12 protein-coding genes are annotated in these 14478 nt (G+C 63.4%); 5 read left to right on the forward strand and 7 right to left on the reverse strand.

Annotation, left to right across the window (positions count from 1 at the left end):
• Position 1: 1 nt before the first annotated feature.
• Entirely contained in the window at positions 2-139 is a 138-nt protein-coding gene (locus tag ACTHN9_RS11175; protein WP_440536822.1) for a hypothetical protein, read from the reverse strand.
• A gap of 284 nt (positions 140-423) precedes the next feature.
• Here ACTHN9_RS11175 and ACTHN9_RS11180 point away from each other — a divergent pair, with 284 nt between their 5' ends.
• On the forward strand, positions 424-1239 hold the full coding sequence (locus ACTHN9_RS11180) for an IclR family transcriptional regulator (RefSeq protein WP_440536823.1): 816 nt from the start codon (positions 424-426) through the stop codon (positions 1237-1239).
• A 15-nt stretch (positions 1240-1254) separates the two neighbouring features.
• On the opposite strand, the gene ACTHN9_RS11185 is transcribed toward ACTHN9_RS11180, so the two are convergent.
• Genes ACTHN9_RS11185 through ACTHN9_RS11195 form a run of 3 tightly spaced genes read right to left on the reverse strand, consistent with a single transcriptional unit; the run spans position 1255 to position 3919 of the window.
• Entirely contained in the window at positions 1255-1992 is a 738-nt protein-coding gene (locus tag ACTHN9_RS11185; protein ID WP_440536824.1) for an ABC transporter ATP-binding protein, read from the reverse strand.
• A 58-nt stretch (positions 1993-2050) separates the two neighbouring features.
• Positions 2051-3070 (reverse strand): taurine ABC transporter substrate-binding protein, encoded by a 1020-nt coding sequence (locus ACTHN9_RS11190; protein WP_440536825.1) that lies wholly within the window; start codon positions 3068-3070, stop codon positions 2051-2053.
• Between the two features lie 24 nt (positions 3071-3094).
• Entirely contained in the window at positions 3095-3919 is an 825-nt protein-coding gene (locus ACTHN9_RS11195) for an ABC transporter permease (RefSeq protein WP_440536826.1), read from the reverse strand.
• Between the two features lie 560 nt (positions 3920-4479).
• Between ACTHN9_RS11195 and ACTHN9_RS11200 the strand changes: the two genes are divergently transcribed.
• The 3 genes from ACTHN9_RS11200 (at position 4480) to pta (ending at position 8058) form a co-directional block, all read left to right on the forward strand.
• The gene (locus ACTHN9_RS11200; RefSeq protein WP_440536827.1) at positions 4480-4884 is read left to right on the forward strand and encodes a nuclear transport factor 2 family protein; all 405 of its coding nucleotides are present in this window, start codon (positions 4480-4482) and stop codon (positions 4882-4884) included.
• A gap of 173 nt (positions 4885-5057) precedes the next feature.
• The gene (gene xsc, locus ACTHN9_RS11205; protein WP_440536828.1) at positions 5058-6875 is read left to right on the forward strand and encodes a sulfoacetaldehyde acetyltransferase; all 1818 of its coding nucleotides are present in this window, start codon (positions 5058-5060) and stop codon (positions 6873-6875) included.
• Between the two features lie 142 nt (positions 6876-7017).
• Positions 7018-8058, forward strand: a complete 1041-nt coding sequence (pta, locus tag ACTHN9_RS11210) for a phosphate acetyltransferase (RefSeq protein WP_440536829.1) — start codon at positions 7018-7020, stop codon at positions 8056-8058.
• A gap of 60 nt (positions 8059-8118) precedes the next feature.
• Here pta and ACTHN9_RS11215 read toward each other — a convergent pair whose 3' ends face one another.
• Both ACTHN9_RS11215 and ACTHN9_RS11220 read right to left on the reverse strand, forming a co-directional pair.
• On the reverse strand, positions 8119-9843 hold the full coding sequence (locus ACTHN9_RS11215; protein WP_440536830.1) for a cobaltochelatase CobT-related protein: 1725 nt from the start codon (positions 9841-9843) through the stop codon (positions 8119-8121).
• Complete coding sequence (locus tag ACTHN9_RS11220) at positions 9840-10859, reverse strand: AAA family ATPase (RefSeq protein ID WP_440536866.1); 1020 nt, start codon at positions 10857-10859, stop codon at positions 9840-9842. The genes ACTHN9_RS11215 and ACTHN9_RS11220 overlap by 4 nt, the downstream gene beginning before the upstream one ends.
• A gap of 372 nt (positions 10860-11231) precedes the next feature.
• On the opposite strand from ACTHN9_RS11220, the gene ACTHN9_RS11225 reads away from it, so the two are divergent.
• Positions 11232-12869 carry a GMC family oxidoreductase gene (locus ACTHN9_RS11225; protein ID WP_440536831.1) on the forward strand — a complete coding sequence of 546 codons (1638 nt, stop codon included), beginning with the start codon at positions 11232-11234 and terminating at the stop codon, positions 12867-12869.
• A 141-nt stretch (positions 12870-13010) separates the two neighbouring features.
• Here the strand turns inward: ACTHN9_RS11225 and ACTHN9_RS11230 are convergent, their stop codons facing one another.
• Positions 13011-14393, reverse strand: coding sequence for an MFS transporter (locus ACTHN9_RS11230; RefSeq protein ID WP_440536832.1), 1383 nt, complete (start codon positions 14391-14393; stop codon positions 13011-13013).
• Between the last annotated feature and the right edge of the window lie 85 nt (positions 14394-14478).

Here is a 14478-nt window from a genome sequence, read left to right on the forward strand (position 1 = left end):
CTTAGGGCTCCTGATGATTGACGGAGGCGCCGCCCATGACTTTGCGCGGCACGACGGCATCGCTCAACCGCATCGAGCGCGCGGGCGGGCGGTGAACGCTCACCGCGTCGGCGGGCGCTGCGGAGCACCTGTTGGCCATGCCTTCCTCCTGATCGGTCTCTTTTGTGTTTCGCGCGAGCGCTGCTTCGATGCGCGATCGGTTGAAGAAAGTCTAGTGAGGCCAATTTCGGCTCGGTAGGACCAGTGGGCGCCATTCGCTTGGACCAGTGCGCAGCGGCTTGCCATGCCAACCCGTCGAGACGCCGCTTGCTCGATGCGGCATCGGCATAAACGAGCATAGGCAGGCCGCGTTTCCTGGCTCACGCTATGAATCCGAAACGAAATGGTTCATTTTCGCGATCGCTTTCCACGCACGGATGACGTATGGCCGCCCCTTCCGATCGAACGTCCGATGCCGCGCCCGTCGATGACGCACGCGTATTGCGCGCCCTCGCCGTCCTCGAAACGCTCGCTTCGGCCGGACAGCCCTATACCTTGTCGCAACTGTCGGCAAGGCTGCATATTCCCAAAGCCACGCTGCTCAGGATGATCGAGTCGCTCGAACAGCGCGGCTATGTGCTGCATATGCCGGACTCGCGCGGCCACGATCGCTCCATTGCGCTCGGCCCGCGCGCGGCGCAGTTCGCGTTGGCGGCATTGGCCAACAACACGTTCACGCGCGGATGCCGTTCCGTGTTGCGCGCACTGGTCGAAGTGCTCGGCGAAACCTGCAATCTGACGGCGCTCGACAACGATTCGGTCCTCTATATCGAACGCGTGGAAACGAATGAACCATTGCGTTTGGAAATGCGGCCGGGTATGCGCGTGCCGCTGCATTGCACGGCCAGCGGCAAGCTGTTCTTAGCGCAGATGTCGCCCCTCGAACGCAAGGCGATGCTCTCGCGCATGACGCTTAAGAAAATGACCTATCGGACGTTGACGGACGCGTCTTCGCTCGCGACCGAACTCGACCGCCTCGGCACGCGCGGCGTCGGTATCGACAACGAAGAGTTCGTGCGCGGCATGGTCGCGGTAGCCGTGCCGATCAAGGACCCGAGCGCCGGTCATACGCTTGCGGCGCTGGCCGTTCATGCCCCGACTGCGCGCGCCACACTCGACGATCTGCTCAAGACCGTGCCGAAAATGAAGGAGGCCGCGCGCCGCCTCGCTCCGCTACTGCATGCGAACGAACCGGGCTAGCGAGACAAAATCGCCCTAATGCGCGAGGATGTCCATCGCGCGTTTTTTCAGTTCCAGGAAATGCGGCTCGAACGCGACCTCGGGCGTGCGCGGACGCGCAAGTTCGATCGGCACATCGAGCGCCACCCGCCCGGGCCGCGAGGAAAGCACCACCAAGCGCGTGCCCATGAACACGGCCTCATCGATGTCGTGCGTGATGAAGACGATCGTGCATTGCAATTGTTCCCACAGCGCAGTCAAGAAGGTCTGCATCGCGCTGCGCGTTTGCGCATCCAAGGCGCCGAACGGTTCGTCCATCAGCAACACCTTCGGGCGCATGACGAGCGCACGCGCAATCGCGACGCGTTGCTGCATGCCGCCCGACAGCTCATAGGGCTTGTGCCGCGCGAAGGCCTCGAGTCCGATCGTATGCAAAATGTCCGCCGAGGCGCGATGACGCTCCGCCTTGGGAACGCCATGCAGCGACAGTCCGAACTCGATGTTCTCTTCGACGGTGAGCCAGGGGAACAACCCGGCCTGCTGGAAGACGACGACGCGGTCCGCACCGGGCTCGTTTTTCACCTCGCCGTCGACGAAGATGTTGCCGCTCGAAGGCGACGTGAGACCCGCCAACAAATGCAGCAAGGTGGTCTTCCCGCACCCCGACGCGCCGAGCACGGTGACGAATTCCCCACCTTGGAACTGAAGATTGATGTTCTCGAGCGCAGCCGTGGCGCCGAACGTCTTGTACAGAGAATCGATGACGATGTTCAAGTTCGTCTCCTACGGGACAGGCTCAATGGAATCGATGGATTCGATGGATTCGACGGATTCAATGCGCAAGCGGTTGCGAATACTGCGGTGCAACGTTCGCCTCGAAACTGCTGGGAACGGTCTGAATCCGGCCGATCGAATTGAGCACCTTAGCCGTATTGACCAACGTTTCGTAGGTCGCCGATTTCGTCACGCCCGCGCCCGACCCCATGACTTTGGGTGTCGTTTGGTCGGCGCCGGAGAACAGCTCGTAGCCGGCCAGTTCGCTTTGCGCGACAGGCACCGTGACGCCGGTTTGGTGCGCCATTTCGGCGATCGCACGATCGCGATTCGATTGCGTGACGCGATACCCTTCGTCGAGCGCCGCGACGAAGCCGCGCACGAGTTCGGGATGGGCTTTGGCCCAGTCGCCGTTGGCGATACAGACGTTGTAGCTCGATGCGCCGCGCGGCAGATCGCCGTCGGTCTTGATGACCTTGCCGCCCGCAGTGTGCAGTGCGCTGAACACCGGATCCCATACGATCGCCGCGTCGATCGCGCCCGTCACCCACGAGGTGCGCATCTGCGGCGGCGCCATGTTGATTTGCGTCACCGACGCATACGGAACATGCGCCTCGGCCAAGAACGTCGCCAATTCGAACGACGCTTGCGATCCGGCAACGATCGCGATCTTCTTGCCCTGCAGCCCAGCGACGTCGTGTATCCCGCTCTCCGGCTTGACCACGATGCCGGCCGCATTCGTATAGCGCTCCTGGTTGTAGACGATCGTCATCGGCAAGCCCTGTGCAATGGCGGTGACGAGCGGCGGCACGCCGATACCGCACATGAACGTGAGGCTGTTCGATGCGAGCGCGCTCATGGCCGCCGGGCCCGAGCTGAACATCTTGTACTCGACGTCGGCGTTCATGTGGCGCTCGAACATATGCTCGGCCATCGACACCATGTAGGGGTCCGCACCGTTGTCCTCGTAACCGATGATGACTTGCGGCTTGCTTTGAGCGGCGGCGATGCCGGCCGCCAGGGCGCTTGCCACGAGCAGCGATGCGGCTGCGCCTTGGATGGCGAATTTCGTTTTCATGTCTTGTCTCCTCGATAGGTGAATTCAGTCATGCCCACGCCAGGGCACGACCCACTTCTCGAGCTGGCGGATCGCCAGCTCCATGGCATAGCCGATCACCCCGATGATGACGATGCCCACGATCACGATGCCGACTTGCAGCGCCTGCCCCGCGAACTGAACGAGCCACCCGAGCCCGCTGCTCGCGGCAATCAGCTCGGCGGCGACCAGACAGGTCCAGGCCACGCCGATCCCGACGCGCATCGCCGTGAAAATCTCGGGCATGGCGGAAGGCAGCACGATACGTCGGAAGATTTGCGCGTTGGTTGCGCCCAAGGTGCGGGCCACCGCAATGCGTAGCCCCGGCGTGCTTTTGACCCCCGACATCGTGCCGATGATGATGACCGGGATCGTGCCGACGAGAATCAGGATCGCCTTCGGCAACTCGCCGATACCGAACCAAACGACGAGCAACGGGATATAGGCGAGCGGCGGGACCGGCCGCACGAACTGAAGCAACGGATCGATGATGTCGAAGATGAACTTGTTGCGCGACATCAGGAGCCCCACCGGCACGCCGATCGCGACCGCGCCGACAAAGCCGATGACGATGCGAAAGCAACTAATGAGAATGTCGCTGATGAGCGACTGGCCCCCATATCCGTTGCGCACGATTTCGACGAACGACTGCCAGACGGCAACGGGCGAAGGCAAGGCGAACGAAGGGAAGATGCCCGCCATCGATACGGCCTGCCACAACAGCACCGCAACCGCCAAGACGGCGGCCGTCAATCCATAGGATTTCGCGCTGGAATGGGCCAAACGCACCTTCAGGCTCGATTCGCCGGGGGGCCGCGCCGGCCGTTTCATCGATTTGCCATGCTCAAATAGTGCTCTCGCTCTCACTGCTGTCTCCTAGAGTTGCAGATATCGGACTCGCGACGTTCGATGCGCTGTGTCATGCAAACGGTCGCGCGAACGCGTGAGCTAGTTGGGCCTCTGTGTGCCCATACCAACATAAAAATCGATGAACGGGGGCGGCTTGCTGGCGTTCCACCGCAACGGATTCGCTTGTATCCAAAAGTATAGTCAGCGCCCACATTGGCGAATGGCAGCCTTGCCGCGAGCCGGCCTACGCATTGGCCGGTCCGCCCGTTTAGTCAAGCATTGTCAATCATTAAAAGAGCCGGTAGTGCCAGGCGAAAGAATCCGATGGGTCCAGCACACCCTAGGGCGTCGCCACCGGCGCACCGGCGCACCGACCGCGCCGACCGCACCGGCGCCCAGCCGCCCGGCCCGCGCTGGACCAAGCGAAAGCGCAAAACTGGCGCTACCGGCGTGTGCGCTCGGCCATTAACGTATTCCCTATCCAATGGGCCCGCCGTGTGTTGCTGCGGTTACGGCCTGCCACCATCCTTCTGGAGACACTGATGACAGAAACGTCCCTCGCCCCGAGCGCCGTCACGGCCGACACGCTCGCCGCGTTTTCCGACGCCTTCAACCGACACGACACCAACGCGCTGATGGGCTTCATGACCGAGGACTGTCTGTTCGACGCCGCCGCGGGGCCCGATGTTCATGGGACCCGCTTCGTCGGCCGCGACGCCGTCCGTATGGCTTTCGAAGCCGTCTTTACCGCATTCCCCGATGCGCACTGGGGACGTGGGCGTCACTCCGTCATCGGCGAGCGCGGCGTCTCCGAATGGGTTTTTACGGGCACGCACACGGAAGGCTGGCGCATCGAAGCCGAAGGCTGCGATCTATTCGAGTTTCGCGATGGGCTCATCGCCGTGAAGCGGGCGTTCCGCAAAGAGCGGCCAAAGCAACCCGCTTGAGCCACCACCCCTGCGCGGCCGCATGCGGTACACCGCGCGGCCGCCTCTTTTGAAACGAATCATTTCATTTCATTCCAATTTCGTCATCGCAGGGCGGAACGGCTTGACCCGATTTAAGCGTTGCATAGGATCGGAAATCATCCATTCCGCTAAACGACGACCGGAGACACTCCATGAGCGACCAAACCCGCCCCCAACGCACGACCGCTAACGGCCCCCAGGACATGACGCCCTCCGAAGCGTTCGTCGAAACGCTTGCCGCCAATGGCGTCACCGACATGTTCGGCATCATGGGTTCCGCCTTCATGGACGCGATGGACATTTTCGCGCCGGCCGGCATTCGCCTGATCCCGGTGGTCCACGAACAAGGTGCGGGCCATATGGCCGACGGCTATGCCCGCGTGTCGGGCCGCCATGGCGTCGTGATCGGTCAAAACGGCCCCGGCATCAGCAATTGCGTGACCGCGATCGCGGCCGCCTATTGGGCGCACAGTCCCGTCGTGATCGTCACGCCCGAAGCCGGGACGATGGGTATCGGGCTCGGCGGTTTCCAGGAAGCGAACCAGTTGCCGATGTTCCAGGAATTCACCAAATACCAGGGCCATGTCACGCATCCGGCACGGATGGCCGAATTCACGGCCCGCTGCTTCGACCGCGCCCAAGCCGAAATGGGCCCGACGCAGCTCAATATCCCGCGCGACTACTTTTACGGCAAAGTCAAAGTCGACATCCCGCAGCCGCGCAAACTGGATCGCGGCCCCGGCGGCGAACAAAGCCTCAATGAAGCGGCCGATCTGATCGCGCAAGCGAAGTTTCCCGTGATCATCTCGGGCGGCGGCGTAGTGATGGCCGATGCCATCGAACAATGCAAGGCGCTCGCCGAACGGCTCGGCGCGCCTGTCGTCAACAGCTACCTGCACAACGATTCGTTCCCGGCCAACCACCCGTTGTGGTGCGGACCGCTCGGCTACCAAGGCTCGAAGGCCGCGATGAAGCTGCTCTCGCGCGCCGACGTCGTGATCGCGCTCGGTTCGCGCCTCGGGCCGTTCGGCACGTTGCCGCAGCACGGCATGGATTATTGGCCGAAGGAAGCGAAGATTATCCAGATCGATGCCGATCACAAAATGCTCGGCCTCGTAAAGAAGATCTCCGTCGGTATCTGCGGCGACGCAAAAGCCTCGGCCATTGCGCTGACGCAGCGCTTGGCCGATCGTCAGCTCGCCAGCGACGCCACCCGCAGCGAGCGCGCCGATCAAATCGCCACCGAAAAAGCCGCTTGGGAAAAAGAACTCGACGGCTGGACGCACGAACTCGATGCCTACAGCCTCGACATGATCGAGGAGCAGAAGCACGAGCGCACCTTCAACGGCGGCCAATACCTGCACCCGCGGCAAGTGCTGCGCGAACTCGAGAAGGCGATGCCCGAAGACGTCATGGTGTCGACCGACATCGGCAACATCAACTCGGTCGCCAATAGCTACCTGCGCTTCAACAAGCCGCGCAGCTTCTTCGCAGCCATGAGCTGGGGCAATTGCGGCTATGCGTTCCCCACCATCATCGGCGCGAAGGTGGCGGCCCCGCATCGCCCGGCGGTCTCGTATGCGGGCGACGGCGCATGGGGCATGAGCCTCATGGAAACGATGACGTGCGTGCGGCATGGCATTCCCGTCACGGCTGTGGTGTTCCACAACCGGCAGTGGGGTGCGGAAAAGAAGAACCAGGTCGACTTCTACAACCGCCGCTTCGTGGCCGGCGAACTCGACAACCAGAGCTTCGCGGCCATTGCGCGGGCCATGGGCGCCGAAGGCATCGTCGTGGACCGGCTGGAAGACGTCGGGCCGGCGCTCAAACGCGCCATCGACATGCAAATGAACGACGGCAAGACGACGATTATCGAAATCATGTGTACGCGCGAATTGGGCGATCCGTTCCGTCGCGATGCGTTGGCCAAGCCGGTGCGCCTGCTCGATAAATACAAGGATTACGTCTGATCGTCTGATCTTCGGATCGCCGCGCGCCCGCCTAGCGGGCCGCCGCGGTCCGCGGCGTGCGGCCGGAACGGCGGTTCGATCCGCCCGCTCGGGCCGCATTTTTTTTAACGGACGTGCTTCCCTTCTTTCGAGTCGAGACGTTATGAAAGCCCTGAACCGCATCATCGAAGCCGCGCGCATCTCGCCGATGCGTATCGTGCTGTGCGAAGCCGAGGATCCGCGCGTACTTGCGGCCGCCGTGCGCGCGCACCGCGAAGGCATCGCGCGTATCGCACTCGTCGGCAATCCCGATACCATCCGCGCGAGTGCGGCGCGCGAATCGCTACCGCTCGACGACATCGCGCTGATCGACCCCGCGACATCGGACTGGCGCGCGCGCTTCGTTGCCGAACTTGTGACACTGCGCTCGGCCAAGGGCATGACCGAAGCGCTCGCGCAAGCAGAAGCACTCAAGCCGCTCGTGTTCGCCGCGCTCATGGTGCGCTGCGGCTATGCGGACGGCTCCGTCGCGGGTGCGGTGCATACGACCGCCGATGTCGTGCGCACGGCGATTCAACTGATCGGCGTCGAGCCGTCGTTCAAGCTCGTATCGAGCTTTTTCTTGATGATGCTGTGCGAGCCGTTTCATCGTTACAAAGGCGGGCTGATTTTTTCCGACTGCGCACTCGTCGTCGATCCGGACGCCGCGCAGTTGGCCGAAATCGCGATGGCTGCTGCCGATAGTGCACGCAGCTTGTTGATGGAGGAGCCGCGCGTGGCCATGCTCTCGTTTTCGACGAGCGGCAGTGCGCATCACGCGCATGTCGATAAGGTGATCGAAGCGACGCAGCGGGTGAAGGCGTTACGCCCCGGCCTCGCGATCGACGGCGACGTTCAGTTGGATGCGGCGATCGTGGCCGAGATCGCCGAGCGCAAGATCGAGCACTCCCAGGTCGGCGGGCATGCGAACGTGCTGGTTTTCCCGAACCTCGATGCCGGCAATATCGGCTACAAGCTCGCGGAACGCATCGGCGGAGCGAAGGCGATCGGGCCGCTGCTGCAAGGGCTGCACTACCCGGCCAACGATCTGTCGCGTGGGTGCAGCAGCGAGGACATCGTCTACGTAATCGCCGTGACTGCCGTGCAGGCCCAAGCGGCTCGCGAACGCGACGCGCGGCACTCGACGGAACCTCACGCGGCATAAACTTCCCGGAACGGCGCGCGATAGAGGCTAACCGCGGACTCTCCGCGGTCTAACCACGGGCTAAGCGCGCCGCCGTCCGATCCACTGGACGATGTCGAGCAAACGCTTCGTGTCGAGCGGCGCGTGCGGATCGACCGTCGTGCAGTGCCGATAGAACGCGCTTAAATCGCAGCCCATGCCGAGGCCTACCACTTCCACGTCGCGCAGCGTTTCGTGACGTGCCAGTACCGCTTTCAAATGATCGTCGAGATACGACGGCCCATTGGCTTGAGACGTCGCCCCGTCCATCGGGCTGCCATCGGATAGGACGACGAGAATGCGTCGCGTCGCCGCGTGCGCGTTCAGCCGCTCGCAGCCCCAATCGATCGCTTCGCCGTCCACGCCTTCTCGGAACAAATCGGCCTTGAACAAGGCGGCAATGGGCTCGCGTGCGCGTCGCCAACTGTCGTCGGCGCTCTTGAACACCAGATGGCAGCTTTCGTTCAGACGTCCCGGACGCGGCGGCCGCCCCTGCGCGAGCCATTGCTGCCGCGCGCGGCCGCCGTTCCAAGCCAGCGTCGTAAAACCTTGGATCTCGGTGGTCAGTCCCGCGCGCTCGCAAGCGCGAACGAGGGTGTCGACGAGGATCGCAACGGCTTCGACATGCGCCTTCATCGAAGCGGAGCAATCGATCAAAAACCCGATCGCGCAATCGCCGCGCGGCCTCGTTCGCTCTCGCGCGAACACGCGCCGCTCGGCTGGCGAGCTGACGATTTGCGCCAGCCGCCGTCCGTCGATACGGCCGTCCTCCTCGCCGAACGACCACCCGTCGCGTTGCGGCGCCGCCAGGGCGGCCTGCAGCGCCCGCGCGATTCTCGCGAGATGAAAACCGCAATCGGCGATCCGCAGATCGAGCCGGTCGCGATATTCGCGCAGCAATGCCTGCCGCACGAGCGCCCCGGCGCGTACCTCGCGGTCGAACTGCGTCGTGTAGGCGCGGTAATGCGGCTCGACTCCACGCGTTGCGCGCGAGACCTGCGGCGCTTGCCCGCCGCCCAGCATCCCGTCGAATTCATCGAAATCGACCCATAGCGAGAACGACGTCAACGCGTCGTCGGGGTCGCGCGCATCGGCCTTCGCGTCGGCCATCGAACGTGCGCCGGCATCGTCGAGCATCGATGCCACGCAATGCGCCAATTCGCGCGCCGGCTGCGCATAGGCGCCCTGATCGAGCCGGGTCCGGCGCAAGCGCGCCAAATACGTACCGATCGTCGGCACGATACCTGCGCGCGTCGCTTCGATGACGTCTTCGGTCGCTTCCAGCACCGGCCAGCCCGTCACGCGCGACCATACGATTTGAAGCACCGTATAGATCAGAATGCCGAGATGATCGTCAGCGAGCCCCGAACGATGATAGGCGCGCGACCACGATTCGAAGCGATAACGCAGATTCGCGGCGATCCCCGACATGCCCGGCGGCGCCAGCGATTCGCAACGAATTTGCTCGAACATCTCGAATAGCAGACGCTCGACATACGCATCGGGCGATAGCCGTCGATGCAAGGCGGCGTCCGAATGCACGAGCCGCATGGCGGCGCAGTCGGCCGCGCCGCGCAACGAGGCGAAATCGTCTTGATGCGGGTCGCTGCGCAGATGCGGAGCAAACAACGGCAACGGTCGCAGTTGCCGGCACAGACGCCCGCCGAGATAGTGCAATGCGGCGTCACCAGTACACGCGCGCACCACCGCTGCGCATAGCTGTTCGCGGCTAGCCGGCGTACCCCATGCCTCGCGTCCCGGCTTCATGGCGCCGACAGCGGCGCGCTGCGGGAGGAAAATCCCTCCGCCTCGCCGTTCGCTGCTCTCGCCGCCTCATCGCCAAGCTCGACATCGAAGCACCGCTGGTAGTACTCGCGCACGACGGACCGCTCCGCCTCGTCGCACTTGTTCAGGAACGTCAACGCGAACGCGAGTTCAAGGTCGCGGAAGATCTGATAGTTTTCCGCCCAATAGATCACCGTGCGCGGCGACATCAGCGTCGATAAATCGCCCGTCGCGAAGCCCTTGCGCGTCAGCGCGGCCATCGCCACCATCGATTCGACGAGCGCGCGCCCGGCCTCGTCGGCCATCTCGGGCACGCGCGCGAGCACGATGTCCGCTTCCTCTTCCGGCGGCAAATAGCTCAGTGTCGCCACCACGTTCCAGCGGTCCATTTGCGCGTGGTTCAGCATCTGCGTGCCGTGGTAAAGCCCATTGAGATTGCCGAGCCCGACCGTATTCGACGTGGCGAACAACCTAAAGTAGGGATGCGGACGAATCACGCGGTTCTGGTCGAGCAGCGTCAAGCTGCCGTCGCGCTCGAGAATCCGCTGAATCACGAACATGACATCGGGGCGGCCCGCATCGTATTCGTCGAAGATCAACGCGACGGGACGCTGCAACGCCCAGGGCACGATGCCTTCCTGGAATTCCGTAATTTGCCGATCGTCCCGTACGACGATGGCGTCCTTGCCCACGAGATCGAGGCGACTGATATGGCCGTCGAGATTGACCCGCACACAGGGCCAATTCAAGCGCGCGGCGACCTGTTCGATATGAGTCGATTTGCCGGTGCCGTGCAGGCCTTGTACCATCACGCGCCGGTTGTTCGTGAAGCCGGCCAGGATGGCGAGCGTGACTTGCGCATTGAAGCGGTAAGCCGTATCGATCTCGGGCACGTGGTCGTCGCGCTGATCGAACATCGGCACCCTCAAATTCGAATCGAGGCCGAAGCAATCGCGCACCGACACCATTCGATGCGGCGCCTCCTGCATCCCATCCATCGTCACGGCATTCTCCTTGCAACGGCATCGCCGCCAGAGTCAATTTTCGAGTCGATCTCGAGCGTAGCGTCGCGCGCAACGGCGTCAAAGCGCCAGACGCGACCTTTCGGTTGGACCAGCAGCACGGCCGGTCGCCTTGTAGGCAGTGTCGGCAACGCAAACGAATCGGGCACCGTGTCATCGTACCCGGCACGCTGCGGCCAGCCTGCTTACGCAGGTGTTTTTGATCCGAAATCGACACATTCCGTTTCACTTCGCGGTGCAAACGCCCGGCTCTCTTGCGAAGCCGCGCATCATCCGTGACATTGAATTCATCGAGCACGATGCCATGCAGTTTCCCGATCAACTTCGGCTCGTCAGGAGACGTTTTTCATGGAACAGGAAGTCGACTATGTCATCGTGGGCGCAGGCTCGGCCGGATGCGTGTTGGCCAATCGCTTGAGCGCCGATTCGCGCCACTCGGTCCTACTGCTCGAAGCCGGCGGCGCCGACACCCATCCGTGGATTCACGTGCCCGTCGGCTATTTCAAGACCATGCACGATCCAAGGTTCGACTGGTGTTATCGCACCGAACCCGATCCTAGCGTCGCCGGCCGCCGCATCGATTGGCCGCGCGGGAAAGTGCTGGGCGGCTCGAGTTCGTTGAATGGGTTGCTCTATGTGCGCGGCCAACGCGAAGACTGCGATCGCTGGGCCGAACTCGGCAATCGCGGCTGGCGCTATGCCGATGTCTTGCCCTACTTCAAAAAATCCGAAGATCAGGAGCGCGGCGCGAATGCCTACCACGGTGTGGGCGGACCATTGAAAGTGTCGGACCTGCGGCTGCGCCGCCCCATCGCCGAGCACTTCATCGCCGCGGCGCAGGAAGTCGGTATCCCCGCCAATGCCGATTACAACGGCGCCAGCCAGGAAGGCGTCGGCTACTATCAGCAAACCGCCTACCAGGGCTTTCGGTGGAGTACGGCAAAGGGCTTTCTGAAACCCGCACGCAGGCGCGCCAACTTGCAAGTCGTCACGCAGGCGCAGGTCTGTCGAATCCTGTTCGAAGGCAGGACAGCCATCGGCGTCGAATATAGACGGGGCGCCGAGCGTCACGTCGTCCGGGCCCGAGCCGAAGTCATCCTTGCGGCCGGCGCGATCGGCTCACCGCAGATCCTGCAGCACTCGGGCATCGGCCCCGCGCCCTTGCTGCAGCGCGCAGGCGTGCCGGTGCGGCTGGACTTGCCCGGCGTCGGGCGCAATTTGCAGGATCATTTGCAGGTCCGGCTCGTCTTTCGTACGCGCGAGCGTACGCTCAACGACGAAGTCAATCACCCGTTGCGCAAAGCCTGGATCGGCATGCAATACGCGCTGTGGCGCACCGGGCCGCTCACACTGGCCGCCAGCCAGGTCGCCATCTTCACGCGCTCGCGCCCCGACGTCGATCGCCCCGACATCCAGTTCCACATGCAGCCGCTCAGCGCCGACAAGCCGGGCCAAGGCGCGCACCGGTTCTCCGCATTTACCTCGTCCGTCTGCCAGTTGCGGCCGTTCAGCCGCGGGTGCGTCGAGATTCGTTCGGCCGATCCGCTGGCCTACCCGGCCATCCACGCTCGTTACTTGTCCGACGAGCGCGATCATCCTGTCGTCGTCGACGCCATTCGAGTGGCCCGCCGCATCGCCGCCGCCCCTTCGCTCGCGAAGCACATCGTCTCCGAGTTCACCCCCGGCGCGCAGTATCAGAGCGACGCCGAATTGCTCGATGCGGCGCGGCAGTTCAGCCAATCGATCTACCATCCCGCCGGTACCTGCAAGATGGGCAGCGATGCCTCGGCGGTGGTCGACGAGCGGCTGCGCGTGCACGGCGTGGCCCATCTGCGCGTGGTCGACGCGTCGATCATGCCGGAGCTGGTCTCGGGCAATACGAACGCGCCCGTCATCATGATCGCCGAGAAGGCCGCGGACATGATCCTCGAAGACGCGACCTCTCCTGCTCTTTCTAGTCGCGAACACGCCGAAGCCAGTACCTGATCCTGCCCCGCCACCGCGTACCCGTGCCGCGACTGGCCGCTCCCCGCGTCTGTCGCGGCCGATCCACGATTCGATGCGATCGGCTTCGTAGGAAACCGATCGCATCCGCGCCGCATCCGGGCCGCGTCGATCACCTTCGGCTCATCGGCGCCACCGAAGCGGGCGCCGCAGCGTATGCCGCTCGATCCGCACCGCAGGCACCGCATCGAGAAAAGCGAACGCGCCGTTTTGCGCGCTCCCTTCGAGCCGCTCGCGCGCCTCGTCGGCTTCGACCGTGCGATCGGTATCGATAAACAGCGCCGCGACGATGCCCAGGGCCAGCAACGCGGCCGATACGGTGAACGGGACGTTGTAGCTGCCCGTGTGCTCGATCAGATAGCCGAATGCGACCGGCGAAATCATTCCCGCCACGCCGAAGCCCGTATTCATCATGCCGCCCGCCGTTCCCGCATACTTACCGGCGATGTCGAGCGGCAGCGTCCACAGGACCGGATTCGTGATCTCGAGAAAGAAGAACGATCCACTCAGAAGCCACACGGCCGTCAACGGATCGGACACCGAAATCATCGGCAACAGGAACGCGAGCGAGCCGCCCATGCCCACCACGAGAATCGAACAACGCGCGAGACGCAGCCGCCCGGTGGCTTTGAAAATGCGGTCCGATACCACGCCGCCGAGCGTGTCGCCCACGACACCGGCCAGCAGCGGCAAAGCAGTGAATAGCGCGAGATGCTTTAGATCGAAGCCGCGGGACTCTTTCAGATACGACGGCAACCAGGTGAGATAGACCCACAACAGCCAGCCGTAGCAGAAATCGACGAACGTGACGAGCCACATGCGCCGAATCAGCTTGCGCCACGGCGTGGCCATGCGTTTGGCCCGCTCGCAATCGCCCACGCGATAGCCGATTTCGGCGGTTTCCTCGGACGTAATGCGGCGGTTTTGCTCCGGCGAATTCGTGAACACGAACAGATAAAGCACTGTCCATGCGAGGCTTACGATGCCCAGCAAAATGAAGGCGTCGCGCCACCCGCCCGCCACCACCACCGCGAGCACGAGCGGCGGGGTCACCGCACCGCCCAAGCGTGCGAAGCTGTGCGTGATCCCTTGTGCGAAGCCGCGTTCGCAAACCGGCATCCAGTAAGTAAAGGCGCGCGTGGCCGTGGGGAATGCCCCGCCCTCGCCGATGCCGAGCGTAAAGCGCAGCGCCACGAGCATCGCGACGCTGCCGGCGAATCCGGTCGCGAGCGTCGCCGCGCCCCAGATCAGCGAGAGCACGGTCAACACGAGCTTCGGACCGAACTTGTCCGACAGCCAGCCGCCGACGATCTGCATCACCGCATAGGGATAGGCGAACGCCGAAAATACGAGGCCGAGCTGCACGGTCGAGAGCCCCATCTCATGGCGAATCAGCGGTCCGGCGACCGCGATGTTGACGCGATCGATATAAGAGATGAAGTACATGAGGCACATCACCGCCAAGATGATATGACGCGTTTTGACGCGCTGCGCACGCTGTTTCATGCTGTTGTCTCCTACCGTCTTTGTCCTTGAGCCGTCGTGTTCGACGACTGCGATGTCGCTATCGGTGGCGGCTAATGGGCTACGG

This window comes from Trinickia sp., from assembly GCF_051953405.1.
GTDB lineage: Bacteria > Pseudomonadota > Gammaproteobacteria > Burkholderiales > Burkholderiaceae > Trinickia.